Here is a 22,740-nt window from a genome sequence, read left to right on the forward strand (position 1 = left end):
CCGCCGCCCGGGGGTGTGCACCCGGTTTGCCGGGCCGTCTGCTAGCCGAGCAGTCCGTCGCGCCGGGCGATCGCCGCGGCCTCGGTGCGGCCGGCGGCACCGAGCTTGGCCAGGATGTTGGACACGTGCACGCTGACGGTCTTGGCGCTGATGAAGAGCTGCCGTGCGATCTCGCCGTTGCTGCGCCCCTCGGCGACCAGGGCGAGGATCTCGGTCTCCCGGCCGGTCAGCTCGGCGGCGCCGTCCGACCTGGCGTCCCGCGCCTCCCGCGCACGTCCGGAGACCTGGCGGAGCTCGGCCAGCAGCGGCTTCGCACTGAGCCGGGCCGCGGTCTCGCGGGCCGCCGCGAGCAACGGCTGGGCCTCCTCGGCGCGACCCGCGGCGCGGAGCACCGCACCGAGGCGGGCCTGCGAACGGGCGGTCTCGAAGGCGTTGCCCATCGCCTCGAAGGCGGCCACGGCGTCCTCCCAGGCGCGCACGAGCTCCTTCTCCTCCGGCGGCTCGACGTCGGCGAGCCAGCGCAGCCGAAGGTGCTCGGCGTGCGCGCGGGCGACCCAGGCGAGACCTTCGGGACCGAACGGACGCTTGCGCTTGCGCACCCGTTGCTGGACACCTTCGATGGCGTCGAGCATCTCGGGGATGCGGGCCAGCAGGGTGGCGCGTTCGCCGGTCGGCACGTGGCCGACGGCCCGGGCGAGCTGGCCGAACAGCAGGGCGATGACCCGGATCCGGGCCTGGAAGTGCTCGTTCCACATCTTGCTGAGGACCGCGACCAGCTCGTCGTGCACCCGCAACACCGCGTCGAGGTCACCCTCGTCGCCGTACGCGTCGAGCGCGGCGGGCCCGCTCAGGATCGCGACCATGCCGTCGCGCTCCCACAGCGGTCGGAGCTGGGCGTAGAGCAGGTGGCCGTCGGGTTCGCCGCGGCCGGCGGCGACCATCTGCCGCACCGCGGCCAGCAGCGCCTCGGCGACCGGCGGCCCCGGGGTGGCGACGCGGTCGACGGCGGCGACGGCGGCGTCCCAGTCGCCGATCAGGTAGTCGGTCAGCGCCTCCATCAGCCGGGCGTCGAAGCCGTAGGGAGCCCAGGGCCGGCCGGCGGCACGGGCGGCCTCGTCGGCCTCGGCGAACGCGTCGCGGGAGGCGGGGAGGTCGGCGCGCTCGTGGTGCATGTTGCCGATCAGGAACTGGCTGCGCATCTCGGCGGCGGTGTCGCCGGCCGCCCGCGCCCGCGCCACGATCTCGGCGAGCGCCTGCAGCGCGGCGTCGGGGTCACCGACCCGCTGGTCGACGCCGGCGAGCGTGGTGGTGGCGTCGGCGACGAGCATCGGCATGTCGAGCTTCTGGGCGAGGCCGAGCGCCTCGGACGCGAACCGGGCTGCGCTCTCGTCGTGACCCTGCGCCAGGTGGGCGCGGGCGTGGACCCCGAGCAGCTTGGCACGCAAGGGGGTGGGCTCGTCGGGCACGAGGGTCATCGCCTCGGTGGTGATGTCGAGGGCCTGCAGGTCGTCCTCGGTGAGGAGCGTGGCCATCGCCGATGCCATCAGGAGACGCGCCCGGTGGTGGGCGGGCGCGTCTCCCGGGAGGCGGGTCAGCTGGTCCTTCGCGAGCTTGCGGGCGCGCTGGGGATGGCCGGAGGCGATCACCGCGTCGGTGGTGCGCATCACCAGGGAGACGGGGTCGAGGCCCTCGGGAAGCGGGCGACGCGGGTCGGAAAGCAGCTCGAGCGCGGTCTCGTAGTGGTGCGCAGCCTCGTCGGGACCACCGACCGCCATCGCGTCGTCACCGGCGTCGATGCTCGCGGTGACCGCGGTGTCGAGGTCGTGGGCCGCCCGGGCGTGACGGGCAAGCTCGGCGGCGGTGCCGTCCACGGCCTGGCTGCCGATCGCCTGGGCGTACGACGCGTGCAGCCGCACCCGCTCGCCCGGCAGCAGGTCGTCGTAGACGGCCTCGGCCAGCAGCGCGTGCCGGAAGGCGTAGCCGTCGGTGCCGACCCGGACCAGCACGTTGGACTCGACGGCCGCGCGGAGAGACCGCTCGAGGGCGTCGGCGTCGATGTCGCAGACGACGGAGAGCATTGCGTGGGACACCCGGCGTCCGGCGACCGCCGCGGCGCGGACCACCCGGCGGCCCTCGTCGTCGAGCCGGTCGAGCCGGACCAGCAGCAGGTCGGCCAGGTCGTCGGGGAGCCCGGTCTCGCCGAGCTCGGCGGCCACCAGCTCCTCGGCGAAGAACGCGTTGCCCTCGGCGCGGCTGACGATGCGCACCAGGTCGGCCGGCGCGAGGTCGCCGCCGTGGAGGGCGCGGACCAGCCGGCGTACGTCGGTGTCGGCGAGCGGCGGCAGCGGGACCCGGACCACGCCCGGCACCCGGACCCACTCGGCGACCGTCGACCGCAGCGGGTGGCGACGGTGCAGGTCGTCGCTGCGGTAGGAGGTGACCAGGGCGACGGCATGGTTGAACGGACGGCTGAAGAGGAAGCTCAGCAGGTCGCGGGTGGAGCGGTCGGCCCAGTGTGCGTCCTCGACGATGACGAGGAGAGGGGCGTCGTCGGCGAGGTCGTCGAGCGCTCCGTGGACCGCCTCGAACAGCTCGGCGCGGTCGAGGCCCTCACCGGGCGTCGAGGCGAGGCCGGAGAGGAGCCTGCGGCCGGGCTGGAGGTGGTTGAGCGCGGGGTGGGCGTCGGCGAGCCGACGGGAGGTCTCCGGGTCGGCGTGGTCGAGACGGCCGAAGAGCTCGCTGAACGGGAGGTAGGGCAGCGCGCTGTCGCCGAAGTCGAGACAGTGCCCGACGGCGGTGCGCCACCCCTGCGCCTCGGCGCGGGCGATCAGCTCACCGAGCGCACGGGTCTTGCCGACCCCGGCGTCGCCGGCGAGCAGCACGGCGCGTGACCGCGGCTCGCCCGCCAGGCCGATCTGCTCGGCGAGGTGGGCGAGCTCGCGGTCACGCCCCAGGAACGGTGTCGCGACGTCGGGAGCCACGTGCTCCATCATCGCGCCCACCACCGACAGGGCGCTCGCCGATTTCGACGTACCACGTCCTGCCTTCTCGATTTGTCTGTTCTGTTCGGGCCGGGTCGGGTCTGCTGACCCGTCCGCCTGGTCCTTCGGACCGTCCGTCTGGTCCGTGTCCGCCTGGTCCGTGTCCGCCGAGTCGGACGCGGCGACAGTAACGGTCACGCGACTGCGACGGGACGACGAGCGCCCTGCTGCGGCATCTTCAGGGCCGGGCGACGGCGGATCCGGAAGCGACGGCGACCGCCGCCACCGAAGGACCGGGCCGCCTGCTCCCGCCGGTAGTCGAGCTCGGCGGACCAGTACGGTTCGAACACTGCGCCTGCGATCTCGGACATCTTCATGACCTCTCTCCTTGGTCTGCTTGATGTCGTTGATCCTGCGCGTCTGAGGTAGGCCCGCACATCGGAAGGACTCCCTATTAGTGCGGCCCCGCGGCGGGGGGTGCCTTAGGCGCTACCTCAGGTGGCGGCGGCCGGCGACGAACACCTCGCGGACCAGGGGGACGCCGGGGCGGTAGGCGAGGTGGAGGTACGACGGGGCCTCCAGCACGACCAGGTCGGCGCGGGCCCCGGGGCGCAGGTGGCCCACGTCGTCGCGGTCGAGCGCGGCCGCTCCCCCGATTGTCGCGGCGGCCAGGGCCTCGGCCGGGGACATCCCCATCTCGCGCACGCCGAGCGCCACGCACAGCGGCATCGACGAGGTGTAGCAGGAGCCCGGGTTGCAGTCGGTGGCGATGGCCACCCGGACACCGGCGTCGAGGAGCCGGCGGGCGTCCGGGTAGGGCGACCGCGTCGAGAACTCCACGCCCGGCAGCACGGTCGCGATGGTGCCGCTGTCGGCGAGCGCGGCGACGTCGTTGTCGTCGAGGTAGGTGCAGTGGTCCACCGCGACCAGGCCGAGCTCGCAGGCCAGCTCCACTCCGGGCCCGGGGCCGAGCTGGTTGGCGTGCAGGCGGCCGCGCAGCCCGGCCGCCACCCCGGCCGAGAGCACCGCGCGGGCCTGGTCGGCGTCGAAGGCGCCGCGCTCGCAGAACGCGTCCACCCAGCGGGCGTGTGGGGCGCAGGCCTCGAGCATCGGCCCGGTCACCAGGCCGACGTACTCCTCCGGCGTCTGCCCCTCCGGCACCACGTGAGCCCCCAGGAACGTGGTCTCATCGCTGAACTGCCGCGCGACGGCCAGGCTGCGCGCCTCGTCGTGGACGGTGAGCCCGTAGCCGCTCTTGATCTCCACGGTCGTGGTGCCCTGCCGCCGCATCTCGTCGACGAGGCGGGCGACGTTGGCGGTGAGCTGCTCGTCGGTCGCGGCCCGGGTGGCGGCGACGGTGGTGCGGATGCCGCCGGCGGAGTACGGCGCCCCGGTCATCCGGGCCGCGAACTCCTCGGCGCGGTCGCCCGCGAAAACCAGGTGCGAGTGCGAGTCGACGAAGCCCGGGATGACCGCCCGGCCCCCTACGTCGTACGCCGTGTCGGCCGCGGGCGCCCTCGCGGCGGGACCGGTCCAGGCCACGCGGCCCGACTCGACGACCACGGCGGCGTCGCGCAGGGGGGCTGGCCCGTGAGAGGGGTCGTGGCTGGTGAGCTCGCCGATGCCGGTGAGTAGCACCGTCGTGCCGCCGGCGGAGCCGCCGGTCGAGTCCGTCACGCCCACACCTCCCGGATCGCCGCGTCCAGCTCGCGACCCACATCGTGCCGGTCGTCCGCCGTCACCACCACGACCCCGTCGCGCACCACGTGCACGACGTCGGCGGCGGACGCGGCGAACACCGCCGTCGCCTGCCCCGCTCCGGTGCCGGCGGTCCGCGGACTGGACGTGTCGAGGGTGACCAGGTCTGCTCGCGCGCCGACCTCGATCCGGCCCGCGTCGGCGACCCCGAGCGAGCGGTGCCCGTCGACGGTGGCCGCCGTCAGCAGCTCGGCCGCGGACCAGTGCCCGCGCTCCCGGGAGGCGAGCCGCTCGTCGAGCTCGACAGCCCGCATCTCCTCGAACAGGTCGACCACGGCGTGGCTGTCGGAACCCAGCGTCAGCGACGAACCCGCGTCGAGGAGAGCGCGCGACGGGCCGATCCCGTCGCCGAGGTCGCGCTCGGTGGTGGGGCAGAAGCAGGCCTGCGTGCGCGAGCTGCCGAGCAGGTCGATGTCGCGGTCGGTGAGGTGCGTGGCGTGCACGGCCGAGGTCCGCTCCCCCAGTGCGCCGGCGTCGGCGAGCAGCTCGGTCGGGGTCAGCCCGTGCGCGGCCAGGCACTCGTCGTTCTCGGCCACCTGCTCGGACAGGTGCACGTGCAGCGGCGCCTCGTGGGCCGCGGCCCACTTCGCGACGACCGGCACCTGCTCGCGCGGCACCGCCCGGACCGAGTGCACCGCCGCCCCCAGACCCGCCCAGGGGTCAGCTGTGTCACGACCCGCCGGTGAGGACCCTGAACCTGTGACCCCTCGGCGGAGGTCGTCGACGCGGGACGCCCAGGCGTCGGCGGTCCCGTCGCTGAACCGGCGCTGCACCCCCTCCGGCCCGCGGCCGATCCCGGCGGCGAGGTAACAGGTGTCGAGCAGCACGACCCGGATCCCGGCCTGGCGACCGGCCTCGACCAGCGCGAGACCCATCTCGTTGGGGTCGGCGTAGGGCGTTCCGTCGGGGCCGTGGTGCAGGTAGTGGAACTCCCCGACGGTGGTGATCCCGCCGAGCACCATCTCGCGGTAGACGGCGCGGGCGAGGGCCAGGTACCGGTCCGGGTCGAGCCGCCCGGCCACGGCGTACATCTGCTCCCGCCACGTCCAGAACGTGCCCCGGTCCTGCTGCGTGTGTCCGCGCAACGCCCGGTGGAAGGCATGGCTGTGGCAGTTCGCGAGGCCGGGAATCGTCAAGCCAGCAAGGCGATTCGCGCTTCCCGCGGACCCGCCGACCTCGACCGAGGCGAACCGGCCGTCCGCCACGTCCACCCTCACGTTGTCGACGACGCCGGTCGGGAGCAGGGCCCGCTCGAGGAGGTACGCCGTCACCGGTCGCCGCCCGCGAGCAGGGCCAGCGTGTCCGCGAGGGCGTCGACGCCGGCGAGGCAGTCGGCGGTCTCGGCGTGCTCGGCCGGGCTGTGCGAGACGCCGGTCGGGTTGCGCACGAACAGCATCGCCGTCGGGATGCCCGACGCGGACAGCACGCCGGCGTCGTGCCCGGCCATCGTCGGGATCACCGGCCAGCCGCCGGGCGCGGCGATGCGCGCGGCCAGGTCGGGGTCGAAGCGCACCTCGCCCGACACCGACTCGGCGGTCACCTTCAGCGACGTGCCGTCGCGCTCGGCGCGCTCCTGCGCCTGCCGGGAGACGTCGGTGAGCAGGGCGTCGAGCTCCTCGCCCGACTCCGCGCGCGCGTCGAGCCAGGCGGTGACGTGGGAGGGCACCGCGTTGGTGCCGTTGGGTCGCACGTCGACGCGGCCGAAGGTGGCGCGCTGGCCCCGGGTCCGGGCCTGCTTGTTGGCGGCGAGCGCGGTCATCGCGTAGCTGAGCATCGGGTCGCGGCGGTCCTCCATCCGCGTCGTACCCGCATGGTTCGCCTCACCCGCGAAGTCGAACCGGTAGCGCCCGTGCGGCCAGATCGCGCTCGCCACCCCGACCGCGACGTCGCGGTGGACGAGGTCGCGGCCCTGCTCCACGTGCAGCTCGACGAAGCAGCCGACGCCGTCGAGCAGGCCGCCCTCGCCCGGACCCGGACCGTGCAGGTCCTCGGCTGCCAGGGCGTCCGGGAGGCGCACGCCGTCGCGGTCGCGGAGCTCGCGCGCCTGGTCCCAGGACGTCGCGCCGGTGAGCAGACGCGAGCCGAGGCAGGCGATCCCGAACCGTGAACCCTCCTCCTCGACGAACGCGCCGACGCCGATGGGGCGGTCGGGCTCGAAGCCGCGGGAGCGGAGCAGGTCGAGCGCGGCGAGCGCCGAGACGACGCCGAGCGGGCCGTCGTACGCGCCGCCGTCGAGCACCGAGTCGAGGTGCGAGCCGGTGAGGACCGCTTCGGTGGCCTCGTCGAGGCCGACCGGCCGCCACCACGCCACCAGGTTGCCGAGCCCGTCGCGCCGGACCTCCAGCCCACGGGCCTCCGCCTCCGCGACGAACCACGCCCGGGCCTCCCGCTCGGGCGAGGTCCAGGGCTGGCGGAAGTAGCCGCCGCTCGCCGCGGACCGGCCCAGCGGGAGCAGGTCGCGCCACATCGACTCGAAGTCAGACAAGATCACTCCCATGGAGTTCCAGGACGTCGTACGACGCAGACGGATGGTGCGCAGCTACGACCCCGACCGTCCGGTGGACCCGGCGGTCGTGGATCGGCTGCTCGACAACGCGGTGCGCGCACCGAGCGCGGGGTTCAGCCAGGGCTGGGCGTTCCTGGTGCTGGGCACGCCGGCCGACATCGAGAGGTTCTGGGCCGCGACCAGCGACGAGGATCCCGACGACCGGCCGGAGGACACCTGGCTGCGGGGCATGCGCACGGCCCCGCTGATCGTGGTTCCCCTGTCCTGCAAGGAGATCTACCTCGATCGTTATGCCCAGGACGACAAGGGCTGGACCGACCGTGACGAGAACCGGTGGCCGGTGCCGTACTGGGACATAGACACCGGCATGGCCGCGCTGCTGATCCTGCAGACGGCGGTCGACGAGGGGCTCGGAGCCTGCTTCTTCGGGGTGCCGCCGCACGCCATGGACCGGTTCCGCGAGGCGTTCGAGGTGCCCGCGGCGTACACCCCGATCGGCGCCATCACCGTGGGGCACAGGCCGGCCGACCCCGCGGCGAGCGAGGCGAAGGGGTCGCCGACGCGCCGGGCCCGCCGGACGGCCGACGAGGTCGTGCACCGCGGTCGTTGGTGACCCGGACGACGGCCGCTTTCGTACGATGGGGGCGGGGTGAACGACATGACGGACAGGCACGACCGCACGAACCGGCTGGCCCAGTGGGAGGAGGAGCGTCGCCTCCGCGACGCCGCGCTCCTCAAGGCCGTTGGCGCACCGCCCGACCCCGAGGTCGAGGAGGCGGAGGAGGCCGCGGAGGAGGGTGCTCGGGCGCGCATCGACCAGCAGACGCTGTGGGTGGACCGGCAGGTCCGGGCAGCCATGGCCCGAGGCGAGTTCGACAACCTGCCCGGCGCCGGGAAGCCACTGCGGCTGCCGGCCACGCACGACCCGGACTGGTGGGTGAAGGGGCTCGTGGAACGCGAGAAGATCACCGCCGTCCTGCCGCCGGCGCTCGGCCTGCGCCGGGAGGACGCCGAGCTCGAGGCGGAGCTCGACCGGCTCGCCACCCCTGACGGGGTGCGTCAGCACGTCGAGGACTTCAACCGCCGCGTGGTCGAGGCCCGTCGTCAGCTCCAGGGCGGCCCGCCGGTCGTGACGCCGACGCGGGATGTGGAGAGCGAGGTCGAGGCGTGGCGCGAGCGCCGCGCCGCCCGCCGTCGTACCGACGACAACGATTCGTCTGCGAACCCCCCGCGGGAAACACCCCATAAGTCGCAGACGAACCGTTGGTGGCGTCGGCGCAGGCACTAGGCGTCTTTCATCGGGACCCGCACGCCACGCTCGGCGGCGACCTCGACCGCGTCGTCGTACCCGGCGTCGACGTGCCGGATCACGCCCATGCCCGGGTCGTTGGTGAGCACCCGCTCGATCTTCTGCGCGGCCAGGTCGGTGCCGTCGGCGACCGTCACCTGGCCGGCGTGGATCGAGCGTCCCATCCCGACGCCGCCGCCGTGATGGATCGACACCCAGGTCGCGCCTGAGGCGGTGTTGACGAGCGCGTTGAGCAGCGGCCAGTCGGCGATCGCGTCGGAGCCGTCGAGCATCCCCTCGGTCTCGCGGTACGGCGACGCGACGGACCCGCAGTCGAGGTGGTCGCGGCCGATGGCGATCGGACCCTTGAGCTCGCCCGAGGCGACCATCTCGTTGAACTTCAGGCCGGCCCGGTGCCGTTCGCCGTACCCGAGCCAGCAGATCCGGGCGGGCAGGCCCTGGAAGTGCACCCGCTCGCCCGCCATCGTGATCCACTTCCGCAGCCGCTCGTTGTCGGGGAAGAGCTCGAGGATCGCCTTGTCCGTCGCCGCGATGTCGGCCGGGTCGCCGGACAGCGCCGCCCAGCGGAACGGGCCCTTGCCCTCGCAGAACAGCGGCCGGATGTACGCCGGGACGAAGCCGGGAAACTCGAAAGCCCGGGCGTAGCCACCCTTGCGGGCCTCGTCGCGGATCGAGTTGCCGTAGTCGAACACCTCGGCGCCCTTGTCCCGGAAGCCGACCATCGCCTCGACGTGCGCGGCCATCGACGACTGCGCCTTCTCGGTCAACATCCCCGGATCCTTGTCCCGAAGGGCCGCCCAGTCCTCGAACGCGATCCCGCGAGGCAGGTAGTAGAGCGGGTCGTGCGCGGAGGTCTGGTCGGTGACGATGTCGATCGGCGCGTCCCGCGCGAGCAGGGCGGGCACCATGTCGGCGGCGTTGCCGAGCACGCCGATGGACAGCGGCCGGCGCGCGTCCCGGGCCTCGACCGCCAGCCGGACGGCGTGGTCGAGGTCGTCGGCCTGGACGTCGAGGTAGCGGTGCTCGATCCGGCGGGTGATCCGCGTCTGGTCGCACTCGATGCAGATGGCGACCCCGTCGTTCATGGTGACGGCCAGCGGCTGCGCGCCGCCCATGCCGCCGAGGCCCGCGGTCAGGGTGATGGTCCCGGCGAGGGATCCGTCGGCGGTCAAACCCGTCGAGACCACCCGACCCTCGTCAGCGAGCTTGTCGGCGATCGCGGCGAAGGTCTCGAACGTCCCCTGCAGGATCCCCTGGGTGCCGATGTAGATCCACGAGCCGGCTGTCATCTGCCCGTACATCGTCAGCCCGAGGTGCTCGAGCCGCCGGAACTCCTCCCAGTTGGCCCAGTCGCCGACCAGGTTGGAGTTCGCGATCAGCACCCGCGGCGCCCACTCGTGGGTGCGCATCACGCCGACCGGCTTGCCCGACTGGACGAGCAGGGTCTCGTCGCTCTCGAGCGTCTGCAGGGTGCGGACGATCGCGTCGTACGCCGCCCAGGACCGCGCCGCCTTGCCGGTGCCGCCGTACACGACGAGGTCGTCGGGCCGCTCGGCGTTGTCCGGGTCGAGGTTGTTCATCAGCATCCGCATCGGGGCCTCGGTCTGCCACGACTTGCAGGTGAGGTCGGTGCCGCGCGGGGAGCGCACCTCGCGGGGGCCGGGGGTCGTCATGCCAGTTCTCCAATCACGTCTTCCACGACGCGGACCAGGGCGCCGGAGGCGACGTCCTGCACGGCGTGCTCGATCTCGGGGGCGAGGTGCCGGTCGGGACCCGGCCCCTCCACGTTGCGGCGCAGCAGCGCCAGGGCGGCACCGGTGGCCGGCGAGGGTGCCAGCGGGGCGCGCATGTCGAGGGCTCGGGCGGCGGTGAGGTACTCGATCGCGACGACCCGGGTCAGCCCGTCGACCGAGCGGCGCAGCTTGCGCGCAGCGGACCAGCCCATCGAGACGTGGTCCTCCTGCATGGCGCTGCTCGGGATGGAGTCGACGCTGGCCGGGGCGGCGAGCCGCTTCATCTCCGAGACGATCGCGGCCTGGGTGTACTGGGCGATCATGTGCCCGGAGTCGACGCCCGGGTCGTCGGCGAGGAACGGGTGCAGCCCGTGGTTGCGGGCCTTGTCGAGGAACCGGTCGGTGCGCCGCTCGCTGATCGACGCCACGTCGGCGGCCACGATCGCCAGGAAGTCGAGCACGTAGGCGACCGGCGCACCGTGGAAGTTGCCGTTGGACTCCACCCGGCCGTCGTCGAGCACGACGGGGTTGTCCACGGCGCTGGCGAGCTCCCGTTCGGCGACCGTCATGGCGTGCTCGACGGTGTCGCGGGCGGCGCCGTGGACCTGGGGCGAGCAACGCAGGGAGTAGGCGTCCTGCACGCGGTTGCAGTCCGGTCCGCGGTGGCTGGCGACGACCCCGGACTCCGCGAGGATCCGGCGCAGGTTGGCGGCAGAGGCCGCCTGACCCGGATGCGGCCGCAGCGCCTGCAGGTCCTCGGCGAACACCCGGTCGGTGCCGAGCTGTGCCTCGACCGACATCGCGGCGGTGACGTCAGCGGCCTTGAGCAGCATTCGCAGGTCGGCCACGGCCATCAGCAGCATCCCGAGCATGCCGTCGGTGCCGTTGATGAGCGCGAGCCCCTCCTTGGCGGCCAGCTCCACCGGGGCCAGGCCGGCCTCGCTCAGCGCGACCGCCGCGGGCCGGCGTACCCCGTCGGCGTCGGTCACCTCGCCCTCGCCGATCAGCGCGAGAGCGCAGTGGGACAGCGGCGCGAGGTCGCCGGAGCAACCGAGCGAGCCGTACTCGTGCACCACCGGCGTGATGCCGTTCGTGATCATCCCGGCGAGGGTCCGCGCCGTGACCAGGCGGATGCCGGTGTGCCCGGTCGCGAGGGTGGAGAGCCGGAGCAGCATCAGGGCCCGGACCACCTCGCGCTCGACCTCGGGGCCGCTGCCGGCGGCGTGCGAGCGGACCAGGGAGCGCTGCAGCTGGGCGCGCATGTCGGTGGGGATGTGCCGGGTGGCGAGGGCGCCGAACCCCGTCGAGATGCCGTACGACGGGGTCGGGGCGGCGGCCAGCGTCTCGACGGCGGCGCGGGACCGCTCGATCGCGGCGACCGCGTCGGCGCCGATCTCGACACCCGCGCCGCCACGGGCGACGGCCAGCACCTCGTCGAGGGTCAGTGGGCCGGTGCCGAGCGTGACCACCTCCGCGGTCGCGTTCGCGTTCGTCGAGACCTGGTGGGGAGAGCCGAGGCCGGTGGTTGAGCCTGTCGAGACCATGTCGCCATCCCACCGCACCCGGGTCCGCGGGACCACCACGCAGCACCTACTGCTGTCTCGGATCCGAGACAGCACTACGATTCGTCTGCGGTCTTTGGGGTGATTCACGCGGGCCGATCGCAGACGAATCGTTGTCGAGGAGGGTCATGCAGCTGAGGTTCGCGACGGCAGGCGCCGCCGAGGGCTGGGCACGCGTGCGGGTGGCAGCCGGGCCGTACCTCCTGGGCACCGAGGCCTCGGTGCTGCACGACATGGAGCAGGACACCACCACGCTGGCCCGGTACGTGGTCGTCGAGGACGGCGAAGTCGTCGGGATCGGCCGGGTACGCCGGCGGGGCGACACCACGCCAAGCGTGATGGTCATGGTCCACCCCGAGCATCAAGGCCGTGGGGTCGGCCGGCTCCTCTTCGACCGACTGGTCCAGATCACCGGTCCGCAGGACCTGGACTCCCTCGTCAACGGAGACGACCGGTCGCTCGCGGTGGCGGCGGCTTGGGGCTTCTCCCGGGTGCGCGAGCACAGGGTCTCGTCGACGGACCCGCGCACCGTCGCGGCCCCCGCCGCCCCGCCGCCGGACATGGACGTGCGCACGCTCGAGGAGGTCGGGCCCCGAGCGGTGTGGGAGTGCCATGACGCCACAGCCCAGGACGACCCGTCCGGCCTGACCGCCCGCGTCCCGTTCGAGCACTTCCTTGCCACCGACTGGACCGGGCCGCTGCACCGGGCCGACCTCGGCCACGCCGTGGTGAACGAGAGCGAGGTGGTCGCCTACAGCCAGGTCGACGTGGCCGGCGACCGCGCCTGGAGCACCATGACCGGCTGCCGCCGCGACCACCGGGGTCGCGGGCTCGCCACCCTGGCGAAGGCGCGCACGCTGCGGGCGCTCGCCGACGCCGGCGTGATCGTCGCGTCCACCGGCAACGACGAGGAGAACCGGGCGATGCTCGCGATCAACGACCGGCTCGGCTACCGTCCGGCCGCGTCGACCTGGAGCATGCGACGCCCCGCGCTCGACGGCAGCCGGCCGGACGGATGAGCAACATCCCGGCGGCCACCCGCGCGCTCCGGGTGCTCCGCTACCTCGCCAGCCAGCCCGACCCGGTCAGCCTGGACCGGCTCGCGTCGGCGGTCGGGCTGCCCCGCTCCACGGCGTACCACCTGATGCGCGCGATGGAGGCCGAGGGCTTCGTGACCCATCTCGCCGACGAGCACCGCTTCGGCCTCGGGGTGGCGGCGTTCGAGGTGGGCAGTGGCTACAGCCGGCAGGGGCCGCTGCAGCGGATCGCGCGCCGGCCGCTCGCGGCGCTGGTGGACGTGCTCGGCCAGAGCGCGCACCTGGCGGTGCTGCACGGGCGCGACGTGCTGTACGTGATCGAGGAGCGAGCCCCCGGACGCCCGCCGCTCGTCACCGACGTGGGGGTACGACTGCCGGCGCACCTCACCGCGAGCGGCCGGGCCGTGCTGGCCGCGCTGCCGGCCAACCAGGTGCGCGCGCTGTACCCGGACCGGTCCGCCTTCGCCGACCGGCACGGCTCCGGGCCGGCGTCACCGAGTGCGCTGCGGGCGCTGCTCGGCGAGACCCGGCAGCGCGGCCACGCGTTGGAGGACGGTGAGGTGACGCCGGGGTTCGCCTCCGTCGCCGCCCCGGTGCTGGACCACAACGGCCACCCCGTCGCCGGGCTCGCGGTCACCTACCCCGCCGAGGAGTCGCCCGACGTCGCCCGGCTCGCGGGCCACGTCCGGCGTACGGCAGGCGTGCTGACCCGGCGACTCGGCGGGAAGGGCTGACGTAACCCGGCGGGCTGGAACTCGTTTCACCTTCGTAGCCGACCGGAGGTTCCGCATGCCGTCACGTCGTCCGCACCGTCCCGCGCGGCTGCCGTCCGCCTCACACCGCCGCCTCGTGTGGTCCGTGGCCGCCGCGGCCGGCGCCGTGGTCGCCGCGATCGTGGTCGTCCCGGCCTCGGGCGTCACGTCCGCGAGCGAGGACCCGGTCGAGACGGCGGTCACCGACCGGTCCGCCGGCAGCGGCAACCTCGCCGACCGGTACGACGAGGGGCTGCGCGCCGCGGCGGAGGCGACGGCGGAGGCGACCGGAGCGTCTGGCAGCTCGCGAGCGCCCGACGGTCACGCGCACAGTCACGACGACCCGACCACCAAGAACGCCGTCTCCCGCACCGCCGACCAGGGCGCCGCGGCGGCCGACCCGACGACGCTCGCCGAGCGGGTCGCGGGAATCGAGGCGGTCGCGCGGCAGCGCGGCGAGCGCGACCCAGAGCTGGTCCCGGTCGCCAGGCGACCGGCGCGCGCCGTGGTTCCGGAGGACCGGTACGCGATGGCCGGCGGCTGCTACGCGCTGCGGAGCTCCACCACCGGCCGCTGGGTGGCCCGCGACGGGACCGGGTACGTCGCGACGATCCCGACGCGAGCCGGCGCCGAGCCGTTCCACTTCCAGGCCACCGACCTCGGCAGCTACCTGCTCTACGGGGCCGACCGGACGTTCCTGGCCCGCAAGGACGGCATCCCCCTGCTCCAGAAGGCCTCGGTTGCCGCGGCCGCCACTCCGGGCCCGGCCGCGGACTGGACGGTGCGGCGCGCCGGCTCGGCGTACACCTTCGGGCTGCCGGGCGGCGACCGGTTGTCCGTCGACACGGCCGGCGCGCTGGCGCCCGGTCCGACCGCCGACGCGTTCACCCTGCGCAGGACGCGTGGCTGCGCCGACTGGGCCGAGATCGGCACCAACGTCTCCGGTCGCCCGTTCCGCGGCGTCTCGGCCTTCCAGGAGACCCGGGGCTACGCCGACGCCCACACGCACGGGATGGCCTTCGAGTTCCTCGGCGGCCGCGCGCACTGCGGCCGGCCGTGGCATCCCTACGGCGTCCAGCACGCGCTCACCGACTGCCCCGACCACAGCGCCACCAACGGGTACGGCGCGCTGCTGGAGACCGCCCTCTCCGGCGCGGCCGGGCACGACCCGGTCGGTTGGCCGACCTTCAAGGACTGGCCGGCGCCGAGCTCTCTCACCCACGAGGGCACCTACTACAGGTGGATGGAGCGCTCCTGGCGCGGCGGGCTGCGGCTGTTTGTGAACCTGCTCGTCGAGAACAACAAGCTCTGCGAGCTCTACCCGCTGAAGAAGAACTCCTGCGACGACATGGACTCCATCCGGCTGCAGGCACGGCAGATGCGGGCCCTCGAGCGACACGTCGACGCCCAGTACGGCGGGCCGGGCGAGGGCTGGTACCGCATCGTGACCAACCCGTTCCAGGCCCGCCGCGTGGTCAACGAGGGCAAGCTCGCGGTCGTCATGGGCATCGAGACGTCGGTGCCGTTCAAGTGCACGGTGAAGGTCGACGTGCCGGCGTGCGACGAGGCCTCCATCGACGCCCAGCTCGACGAAGTGCACCGGCTGGGCGTGCGGCAGATGGAGCTGGTCAACAAGTTCGACAACGCGCTCTCCGGCGTGGCCGGCGACGAGGGCTCCACCGGCCTGCTGGTCAACGCGGCCAACTTCCTGGAGACCGGTTCCTACTGGGCGATGCAGCACTGCGAGCCCGCGACCCCGGGCACGCACGACAAGGCCCAACCCACCGCACTGGACGCCGCGCCCGGGGGCATCGACGCGGAGCAGCAGGACGCCCTGTTCGGCGCCGTCGCGCGGATCAGCGGCGTGCAGCCGGCCCCGCTCTACGGGCCGCCCGAGCACTGCAACCGGCGCGGGCTCACCGGGCTCGGCCGGCACCTCGTCGGCCGGCTGGCCGAGCGCGGCATGGTCTTCGACCCCGACCACATGAGCGTGGCCGGGCGCGACGCCGCGCTCGACCAGCTCGAGGCGATCGGCTACCCCGGCGTGATCTCCAGCCACTCGTGGTCCACCCCCGACGCGTACCCGCGGATCTACCGGCTCGGAGGCACGGTGATGCCGTACGCCGGCGACGCGACCGGCTTCGTGGACAAGTGGAGGCGCCACCTCACCTGGGCGGACCCGCACTTCTACTTCGGCTTCGGGTACGGCGCGGACATGAACGGTCTCGGGGCACAGGGCGACCCGCGCGGCCCCGGCGTACCGAACCCGGTCACGTACCCCTTCGAGGGGCTCGGTGGCGTCACCGTCCACCAGCAGCGCAGTGGCGAGCGGGTCTACGACATCAACGTCGACGGGGTCTCGCACTACGGGTTGTACCCGGACTGGGTCGAGGACCTCACCAAGGTCGCTGACGCCGACGCTGCGGGCACCGGCGCGCAGATCCTCGACGACATGAGCCGCGGCGTCGAGGCCTACCTGCAGATGTGGGAGCGGGCCGTCGGCGTGGACAACGACGCCTGTCGCCAGCCCGAGGTCGCCAAGCGCGCGAAGGTGTTCCGCGGTCTCGAGCCGGGCATGTCCGTACGCCGGGTGCTGCGCACGGCGGGCCAGCCCCACGCCCGTCTCGACGACACGTTCACCTACTGCGCGCGGGCCGACGGCGGGAGCACGACGCGGGTCCGGGTCGACTTCACCGAGGGCGGACGGCTCGTGCGGGTGCGCTGACTCTTGCCTGCGCACCCCTGACGGCAGACGATGCTGTCACGGGGTCGCCCAGACCCGGTGACAGCAGCGCCAGGACGGGAGACACCGTGTCGCAGCCCATCGACCAGCGCCCGCCCGAGGGTGCCGACGACGCACAGGCCTCGCCCCACCACCGGCACCCCGACAGCTACAACAAGAAGGGCAAGCTCCGCTCGGAGGTCTACGAGCGCGAGATCGTCGTCCTCCAGGAGCGCCTGGTGCAGCTGCAGCACTGGGTCCAGCACACCGGGATGAAGGTCCTGGTGATCTTCGAGGGGCGCGGGTCGGCCGGCAAGGGCGGGGTCATCAAGACGATCACCGAGCGCACCAGCCCGCGGATCGTCCGGGTCGCCGCGCTGCCGCGGCCGACCGAGCGGGAGCGCACGCAGTGGTACTTCCAGCGCTACGTCGCGCAGCTGCCTGCCGCTGGGGAGATCGTGCTGTTCGACCGCTCCTGGTACAACCGTTCGAACGTCGAGCGAGTGATGGGCTTCTGCACCGACGAGGAGCACGAGGAGTTCCTACGCAGCTGTCCGGAGTTCGAGCGGATGCTGGTGCGCTCGGGCATCGTGCTGCTGAAGTACTGGTTCTCGGTCAGCTTCGAGGAGCAGCGCCGCCGCTTCGAGGCCCGCAACGCCGAGCCGGTCAAGCGCTGGAAGCTCTCCGACATGGACCTCGCCGAGCACGAGCTCTACGTGCACTACTCCCAGGCCAAGGACACGACCTTCCGGCACACCGACATCAAGCAGGCGCCCTGGTACGTCGTGCCGTCCGACGACAAACGGGCGGCCCGGCTGAACTGCATCAACCACCTGCTGTCGCGGTTCGACTTCGAGGACGTCACCCCGCCGCCCGTGGTGCAGCTGCCCGCGATGAGGGAGACGGCCTACGTCCGCGCTCCCATGCAGGACCAGACCTTCGTCCCCCTGCTCTGGTGAGGCCGGCGAGGAGTCAGAACTTCAGGGCTCCGGGCGGCGGGTCGCTGCAGAAGTGACTCCTCGGCGATCAGGCGAGGTCGGCGTACTTCTTCTCGAACTCCGCGATCGTGGCGTCCTCCAGGTAGCTGACGCTTCCGGTGTCGAGCAGCTCCTCGAGCTGGTCGAGGCACAGGTGGTAGCCGGATTCGGACTTCGTGCGGTACTCCGCGGTGGCGTCGGCGAACCAGGTCGACAACACCAGGCGGGTGCCCTGCGCCTCCGGCTCGAGCTGCCACCGGAGCCGGTCGCCCTCCCAGGTCCACTCGAACAGCCGCGGCGGGACCCACGCGACCAGCTCACCCTTCGTGACGGGCTGCTCGATCGACCAACGTTCCACCACTCGCGGCCAGAACGGCAGCTCCAAGGATGCGCCGGCGCGCCGCTCGCCGAGGATGTCGGTCGGGAACCAGTGCACGAGGTGCTCGCTCTCGGTGAGCGCCCGCCACACCTTCTCGGGGGCGTGCGCGAGATGCCGGACGAACTCCACCCCGCCGTCGGGCAGCAGTCGTCCCATCCGTGCTTCGGCCGTGTCTTTCATGTCAGTCCTCCATCTCGTCGAGGTGTCGCTCGAGGGCGTCGAGCCGGTCGGCCCAGGTGCGGCGGTACGGCGCGAGCCAGGCGTCGAGCTCGCGCAGCGGCTCGGGACGCAGTGCGTAGATGCGCCGCTGCCCTTCCGGACGCACCCGCACCAGGCCGGCGGTGCTGAGCGCGCGCAGGTGCTTGGAGACGTTGGGCTGCGCGACCCCGAGCACCTCGACCAGCTCGCCGACCGGCCGCTCCCCCTCGAGCAGCAGGTCGAGGATCCGCCGCCGGGTCGGCTCCGCCAGCACGTCGAACGCCGTCGTCGTCATCGCCACCTGTTGAAATATGCCTCTCCAGGCATATACCTGTCAACCCGCGAGGAGTCAGAGCTTCAGGGCTCTGGACGGCGTGTCACCGCACAGGTGACTCCTCACCGGCACGCGCCCGTCGAGAGTCGCCCGCCGGCAGGTGCGGTACGCCGTGTGATCTTGGCCGCTGACGCGGCGTACCCGGCCGCACTAGGCTCAATCGACGCGCTCGAGCGCACGGCCGGCCGGGCAGCCCCCGCAAGAGGAGCATTGATGCAGATCTTCGCCATCGTGGTGTCCCTGGCGATCGCCGCCGTCGGCATCGCCCTGTTCGTCAAGGCGATCCGCGAGATCATCGCGGTGGTCAAGCTGGGGCAGCCCACCGCGAGCCGCACCGGCCAGCCCCAGGCGCGCACGGTCACCTTGCTGAAGGAGACGCTGGGCCACACCCGGATGCTGCAGTGGACCGCGGTCGGGGTGGGCCACTGGTTCGTGTTCGTCGGCTTCGGCCTGCTGTTCTTCACGCTGCTGACCGCATTCGGGCAGCTCTTCGACGCGCACTTCGCGCTCCCGCTGATCGGACACTTCGTCCTCTACGAGTGGGTCACCGAGCTGTTCACGTGGGCGATGCTCGTCGCGATCGTCGCCTTCATCGGCTACCGCCTGTCCCGCCCCAAGGAGCGTCAGCGCGGCACCAGCGGCCGGTTCTACGGCTCGACGATGTGGCAGGGCTACTTCGTCGAGCTGGTCATCCTCGGCGTCGGCCTGTGCATCGTCACTCTTCGGGGCCTCGAGTACGCCCTGATGAACGCGACCGGGGACGACACCTCGGCCGTCCACTTCCCGCTGACGTTCTGGCTCGGCGAGGCGTTCGGCGGGATGTCCGAGAACGCCCTGGTGAACGCGATCTACCTGGTCGCGATGGTGAAGATCGTCATCTCGTTCACCTGGATGATCGTGCTCTCCCTGAACACCACGATGGGCGTCGCCTGGCACCGGTTCACCGCGTTCTTCAACATCTTCTTCAAGCGCCGGGCCGACGGCGGTACGGCGCTGGGCGGCCTCCAGCCGATGATGGTCGCCGGCGAGCCGATCGACTTCGAGAACATCGAGGAGCTCGACGAGGACGCCGCGATGGGTGTCGGGAAGATCGAGGACTTCGCCTGGAAGGGCATCCTCGACTTCACCTCGTGCACCGAGTGCGGCCGCTGCCAGTCGCAGTGCCCGGCCTGGAACACCGAGAAGCCGCTGTCCCCCAAGCTGCTGATCACCAACCTGCGTGACCACGCCTACGCCAAGGCGCCGTACCTGCTGGCCGACCCCGAGGAGCGCGACGCGCTGCCCGCCGAGGTCAAGGCCGAGGCGGAGCGGGAGCTGGTCGGTGCCACGGAGGGCGACCCGACCCTGCCCAGCGGCGGCGCGGTGATCGACCCCGACGTGCTGTGGTCCTGCACCTCCTGCGGCGCGTGCGTGCAGCAGTGCCCGGTCGACATCGAGCACGTCGACCACATCGTCGACATGCGCCGCTACCAGGTCCTGATCGAGTCGAGCTTTCCGTCCGAGCTCAACGGGCTGTTCAAGGGCCTGGAGAACAAGGGCAACCCCTGGAACATGTCGCCCAACGCGCGCATGGACTGGGCCAAGGACCTCGACTTCGAGGTCAAGCAGGTCGGAGCCGATGTCGAGGACCTCGACGAGGTGGACTGGCTGTTCTGGGTCGGCTGCGCCGGCGCCTACGAGGACCGCGCGAAGAAGACCACCCGGGCGGTCGCGGAGCTGCTCGACCTGGCCGGGGTCTCCTTCGCCGTGCTCGGTGACGGCGAGACCTGCACCGGCGACCCGGCCCGCCGCTCCGGCAACGAGTTCGTGTTCCAGCAGCTCGCGATGCAGAACGCCGAGGTGTTCAAGGAGACCAAGGTCAAGAAGGTCGTCTCCACCTGCGCGCACTGCTTCAACACCCTGAAGAACGAGTACTCCCAGTTCGGCGTCGAGCTCGAGGTCGTGCACCACACCCAGCTGCTCAACCGGCTGGTCCGCGAGGGCAGGCTGACCCCCGTCGCACAGTCGGCGGACCGCACCGGCATCAACGGCGGCGGCCACTCCGTCACCTACCACGACCCCTGCTTCCTCGGCCGGCACAACCAGGTCTACTCACCCCCGCGCGAGCTGCTCGACGTCATCCCCAACACCGAGCTCAAGGAGATGCCGCGCAACAGCGAGCGCTCCTTCTGCTGCGGCGCCGGCGGTGCCCGCATGTGGATGGAGGAGACGATCGGCGAGCGGATCAACCTCAACCGAACCACCGAGGCGGTCGAGACCGGCGCCGACCAGATCGCCACCGGCTGCCCGTTCTGCCGGGTGATGCTCTCCGACGGGCTCACCGCCAAGCAGGCCGACGGATCGGCGCGCGAAGAGGTCGAGGTGCTCGACGTCGCCCAGCTGCTGCTGGCGTCGGTCAAGCGGACGCCTGCCCCGCGGACCGCGCCGACCGGCGACGGTACGACGACCGCGCCGGCCGCCGCGGGTGCGGCCACGGCCACCGCCGTGCTGGAGAAGCCCACCGGGGAGCAAGCCGGGAAGCCGGAGGCGGTGAAGGCGGAGCCCGAGCCCGGCGACGCCACCCAGACGGAGGCGACCGTCACCGAGCCGGCCGACGTGGGCGCCGCAGCAGAGGCGAGCACCGAGCCGACCCCGGTGCCGTCCGCGCACCCGGCCGAGGAGACCGAGCCCGCCGACGCGACCCTCCCGGACCCGGCCACCACCGACGAGCCGGAGGCGTCGACGGAGCCCGGGGACGACGCTGCGGTCCAGGCCCAGCACGAGGCGGCAGCGGACGAGGACGCCCACCCGGACGCTGAGAAGCGGGGCGGCGACACCCTGTTCTGAGCCTCGCCCTTCAGGCTGGGGCTCGGCGACAAGCCCGGCTCGACGGCCGCTGATGGCGGCACTGACACCACCTGACATCGCCTGACGTCACGTGACGTCAGAATTGACGTCAAGATGGTGTTGACATGACGTCATCATGGTGTCATGGTGGTGCGCATGGACATCACCCCCTACGTCGAAAGCCTCCGCAACGACCTCGCCGCCGCGGCCGAGGCCGGCGGCCCGGAGGCCCGGGCGGCAGCCGAGCGGCTCGCCCTGGCGCTGGACCCGGCCGTGCGCCTCGCTCTCATGGACGCGCTCAGCCAGGCCGCGGCCGAGATCACCAGCGAGCTGCCTGCCGGCTCCGTCGACGTCCGGCTCAAGGGCCGCGAGCCCCAGTTCGTGGTCGACGTGCCCACGATGCCGATGGCCGCCGCCGCACCCACCGCGCCCACGCCTCCGGCGCCGCCCAGCCCCGAGGAGCTCGAGGTCGAGGAGGACGACAGCATCGCCCGGATCACCCTCCGGATCCCCGAGTCGGTGAAGTACAAGGCCGAGGAGCTCGCCACCAAGAGCGGGCACTCGCTCAACAGCTGGATCGTCAACGTGGTCCGCACCGCCACCCGCGAGCGGGCGATCAACATCGACGTCGACCTTTCCAGCATCCCGTTCCTCGACCAGGCCGGTCCGTCCGGCCGCCGCGGCGGGAAGCGGATGACCGGCTGGCTCTAGACCTTCGGATCTCGACGCGCTCGACCAGCTCAAACCAGCACACAGGCACCCACCGACGGCCGACCGGTCGTCCGGCTGGACGCGCACACCCTCAGACAGGAGCATCACCATGGACACGACCTTCGACACCACCGGCCACGTCTCCCTGTACGTCGAGACCGGCTCGGGTGAAGTCGTGGTGCAGACCCACGCCGAGGACCGGGTCCTCGTGCGCGTCGACGGCGACGACGCCGAGGAGACCACCGTCGAGCAGCGCGGCGACAAGATCGTCGTGATCGGACCGCAGCGCCGCGGCGGTTTCTTCAGCGGCAACCGCCGCCTCGACGTACACGTGACCGTCCCCGACGGCACCGACCTCACCACCAAGCTCGGCTCGGCCGACCTCGTCGCCAGAGGCTCGCTCGGCGTCGCGGCTCTCAGGTCCGGCTCCGGCGACATCCGGCTCGAGACCGCCGGCTCCGAAGTGCAGATCGAGTCCGGCTCGGGCGACGTCAGCCTCGGCGTCGTGGCGGGAGACCTGCGGACCAAGGCCGGCTCGGGGAACGTCTCGGTCCGCGAGCTCGGCGGGGCCGGCACCATCTCCACCGGGTCCGGCGACGTCGACGTGCAGCACGCCTCAGGCGACGTGCACGTCAAGACCGGTTCGGGGAACCTCAGGGTGCACAACCCCGAGGGCGACGTCTCGCTGTCCACCGCCTCCGGCGACCTCACCGTCGACCTGATGGGCACCGGACAGCTGGCCGCCAAGAACGTCTCCGGCGACATCCGCGTCGGCGTGCCGGGCGGCGTACCCGTCTGGACCGACATCTCCACTCTCAGCGGCTCCGTCCGCTCCAACCTCTCCGGTGCCGGCCAGCCGGAGGAGGGACAGGAGTTCCTGGAGCTGCGTGCCAAGACCGTGAGCGGCGACATCGTCCTCGAGCAGCGCTGAGCCCACGGTCCGCAAGAACGGTCA

General features: G+C 72.6%; 18 protein-coding genes. 9 read left to right on the top strand and 9 right to left on the bottom strand.

From position 1 onward, the window contains the following. Positions 1–41: 41 nt before the first annotated feature. The 5 genes from VFH10_RS16155 to VFH10_RS16175 form a co-directional block, all read right to left on the bottom strand. A complete protein-coding gene (locus tag VFH10_RS16155) occupies positions 42–2,981 on the bottom strand; it encodes a helix-turn-helix transcriptional regulator (protein WP_325130366.1) in 2,940 nt (979 codons plus the stop codon). A gap of 194 nt (positions 2,982–3,175) precedes the next feature. Further along, entirely contained in the window at positions 3,176–3,358 is a 183-nt protein-coding gene (locus tag VFH10_RS16160) for a hypothetical protein (RefSeq protein WP_325130368.1), read from the bottom strand. A 112-nt stretch (positions 3,359–3,470) separates the two neighbouring features. Then, positions 3,471–4,658: an imidazolonepropionase gene (gene hutI, locus VFH10_RS16165; RefSeq protein WP_325130370.1), complete on the bottom strand. Its 1,188-nt coding sequence runs from the start codon at positions 4,656–4,658 to the stop codon at positions 3,471–3,473. Then, a complete protein-coding gene (locus tag VFH10_RS16170) occupies positions 4,655–6,010 on the bottom strand; it encodes a formimidoylglutamate deiminase (RefSeq protein ID WP_325130372.1) in 1,356 nt (451 codons plus the stop codon). Before VFH10_RS16170 ends, hutI begins: the two co-directional genes overlap by 4 nt. Further along, on the bottom strand, positions 6,007–7,230 hold the full coding sequence (locus VFH10_RS16175; protein WP_325130374.1) for an allantoate amidohydrolase: 1,224 nt from the start codon (positions 7,228–7,230) through the stop codon (positions 6,007–6,009). Before VFH10_RS16175 ends, VFH10_RS16170 begins: the two co-directional genes overlap by 4 nt. Before the next feature lie 4 nt (positions 7,231–7,234). On the opposite strand from VFH10_RS16175, the gene VFH10_RS16180 reads away from it, so the two are divergent. Next, positions 7,235–7,858 (top strand): nitroreductase family protein, encoded by a 624-nt coding sequence (locus VFH10_RS16180; protein WP_325130376.1) that lies wholly within the window; start codon positions 7,235–7,237, stop codon positions 7,856–7,858. 45 nt (positions 7,859–7,903) lie between these two features. Beyond that, a complete protein-coding gene (locus VFH10_RS16185) occupies positions 7,904–8,533 on the top strand; it encodes a DUF1992 domain-containing protein (protein ID WP_325130378.1) in 630 nt (209 codons plus the stop codon). Here VFH10_RS16185 and hutU read toward each other — a convergent pair. Then, entirely contained in the window at positions 8,530–10,227 is a 1,698-nt protein-coding gene (hutU, locus tag VFH10_RS16190) for a urocanate hydratase (protein ID WP_325130380.1), read from the bottom strand. The genes VFH10_RS16185 and hutU overlap by 4 nt on opposite strands. Next, positions 10,224–11,831 carry a histidine ammonia-lyase gene (gene hutH / locus VFH10_RS16195; protein WP_325130382.1) on the bottom strand — a complete coding sequence of 536 codons (1,608 nt, stop codon included), beginning with the start codon at positions 11,829–11,831 and terminating at the stop codon, positions 10,224–10,226. The genes hutU and hutH overlap by 4 nt, the downstream gene beginning before the upstream one ends. Positions 11,832–11,977: 146 nt before the next feature. Here hutH and VFH10_RS16200 point away from each other — a divergent pair, with 146 nt between their 5' ends. From VFH10_RS16200 to ppk2, 4 genes are all read left to right on the top strand, one after another. After that, positions 11,978–12,868, top strand: coding sequence for a GNAT family N-acetyltransferase (locus tag VFH10_RS16200; RefSeq protein WP_325130384.1), 891 nt, complete (start codon positions 11,978–11,980; stop codon positions 12,866–12,868). Continuing rightward, complete coding sequence (locus VFH10_RS16205; protein ID WP_325130386.1) at positions 12,865–13,620, top strand: IclR family transcriptional regulator; 756 nt, start codon at positions 12,865–12,867, stop codon at positions 13,618–13,620. The genes VFH10_RS16200 and VFH10_RS16205 overlap by 4 nt, the downstream gene beginning before the upstream one ends. A gap of 55 nt (positions 13,621–13,675) precedes the next feature. After that, a complete protein-coding gene (locus tag VFH10_RS16210) occupies positions 13,676–16,363 on the top strand; it encodes a hypothetical protein (protein WP_325130388.1) in 2,688 nt (895 codons plus the stop codon). Between the two features lie 86 nt (positions 16,364–16,449). Next, positions 16,450–17,319 (top strand): polyphosphate kinase 2, encoded by an 870-nt coding sequence (ppk2, locus tag VFH10_RS16215; RefSeq protein ID WP_325130390.1) that lies wholly within the window; start codon positions 16,450–16,452, stop codon positions 17,317–17,319. Positions 17,320–17,386: 67 nt separating this feature from the next. Here ppk2 and VFH10_RS16220 read toward each other — a convergent pair whose 3' ends face one another. Continuing rightward, positions 17,387–17,896 carry an SRPBCC domain-containing protein gene (locus VFH10_RS16220; protein ID WP_325130392.1) on the bottom strand — a complete coding sequence of 170 codons (510 nt, stop codon included), beginning with the start codon at positions 17,894–17,896 and terminating at the stop codon, positions 17,387–17,389. 1 nt (position 17,897) lies between these two features. Next, complete coding sequence (locus tag VFH10_RS16225) at positions 17,898–18,209, bottom strand: metalloregulator ArsR/SmtB family transcription factor (protein ID WP_325130424.1); 312 nt, start codon at positions 18,207–18,209, stop codon at positions 17,898–17,900. A gap of 252 nt (positions 18,210–18,461) precedes the next feature. Between VFH10_RS16225 and VFH10_RS16230 the strand changes: the two genes are divergently transcribed. The 3 genes from VFH10_RS16230 to VFH10_RS16240 all read left to right on the top strand — a co-directional run bounded on the left by VFH10_RS16230 (position 18,462) and on the right by VFH10_RS16240 (position 22,716). Continuing rightward, positions 18,462–21,074, top strand: a complete 2,613-nt coding sequence (locus tag VFH10_RS16230; protein ID WP_325130394.1) for a heterodisulfide reductase-related iron-sulfur binding cluster — start codon at positions 18,462–18,464, stop codon at positions 21,072–21,074. Positions 21,075–21,218: 144 nt separating this feature from the next. After that, the gene (locus VFH10_RS16235) at positions 21,219–21,785 is read left to right on the top strand and encodes a toxin-antitoxin system HicB family antitoxin (RefSeq protein ID WP_325130396.1); all 567 of its coding nucleotides are present in this window, start codon (positions 21,219–21,221) and stop codon (positions 21,783–21,785) included. A gap of 109 nt (positions 21,786–21,894) precedes the next feature. Continuing rightward, positions 21,895–22,716 carry a DUF4097 family beta strand repeat-containing protein gene (locus VFH10_RS16240; RefSeq protein ID WP_325130398.1) on the top strand — a complete coding sequence of 274 codons (822 nt, stop codon included), beginning with the start codon at positions 21,895–21,897 and terminating at the stop codon, positions 22,714–22,716. Positions 22,717–22,740 lie beyond the last annotated feature (24 nt).

This window comes from Nocardioides sp. (genome assembly GCF_035697785.1).
GTDB lineage: Bacteria > Actinomycetota > Actinomycetes > Propionibacteriales > Nocardioidaceae > Nocardioides_B.

What these genes read in the sequence shown, in the direction of transcription:
- VFH10_RS16160 (WP_325130368.1), bottom strand. Translation starts at nt 3,358, where the DNA reads ATGAAGATGTCCGAGATCGCAGGCGCAGTGTTCGAACCGTACTGGTCC.
- VFH10_RS16180 (WP_325130376.1), top strand. Translation starts at nt 7,235, where the DNA reads ATGGAGTTCCAGGACGTCGTACGACGCAGACGGATGGTGCGCAGCTAC.
- VFH10_RS16185 (WP_325130378.1), top strand. Translation starts at nt 7,904, where the DNA reads ATGACGGACAGGCACGACCGCACGAACCGGCTGGCCCAGTGGGAGGAG.
- hutU (WP_325130380.1), bottom strand. Translation starts at nt 10,227, where the DNA reads ATGACGACCCCCGGCCCCCGCGAGGTGCGCTCCCCGCGCGGCACCGAC.
- hutH (WP_325130382.1), bottom strand. Translation starts at nt 11,831, where the DNA reads ATGGTCTCGACAGGCTCAACCACCGGCCTCGGCTCTCCCCACCAGGTC.
- VFH10_RS16200 (WP_325130384.1), top strand. Translation starts at nt 11,978, where the DNA reads ATGCAGCTGAGGTTCGCGACGGCAGGCGCCGCCGAGGGCTGGGCACGC.
- VFH10_RS16205 (WP_325130386.1), top strand. Translation starts at nt 12,865, where the DNA reads ATGAGCAACATCCCGGCGGCCACCCGCGCGCTCCGGGTGCTCCGCTAC.
- VFH10_RS16210 (WP_325130388.1), top strand. Translation starts at nt 13,676, where the DNA reads ATGCCGTCACGTCGTCCGCACCGTCCCGCGCGGCTGCCGTCCGCCTCA.
- VFH10_RS16220 (WP_325130392.1), bottom strand. Translation starts at nt 17,896, where the DNA reads ATGAAAGACACGGCCGAAGCACGGATGGGACGACTGCTGCCCGACGGC.
- VFH10_RS16225 (WP_325130424.1), bottom strand. Translation starts at nt 18,209, where the DNA reads ATGACGACGACGGCGTTCGACGTGCTGGCGGAGCCGACCCGGCGGCGG.
- VFH10_RS16230 (WP_325130394.1), top strand. Translation starts at nt 18,462, where the DNA reads ATGCAGATCTTCGCCATCGTGGTGTCCCTGGCGATCGCCGCCGTCGGC.
- VFH10_RS16235 (WP_325130396.1), top strand. Translation starts at nt 21,219, where the DNA reads ATGGTGGTGCGCATGGACATCACCCCCTACGTCGAAAGCCTCCGCAAC.
- VFH10_RS16240 (WP_325130398.1), top strand. Translation starts at nt 21,895, where the DNA reads ATGGACACGACCTTCGACACCACCGGCCACGTCTCCCTGTACGTCGAG.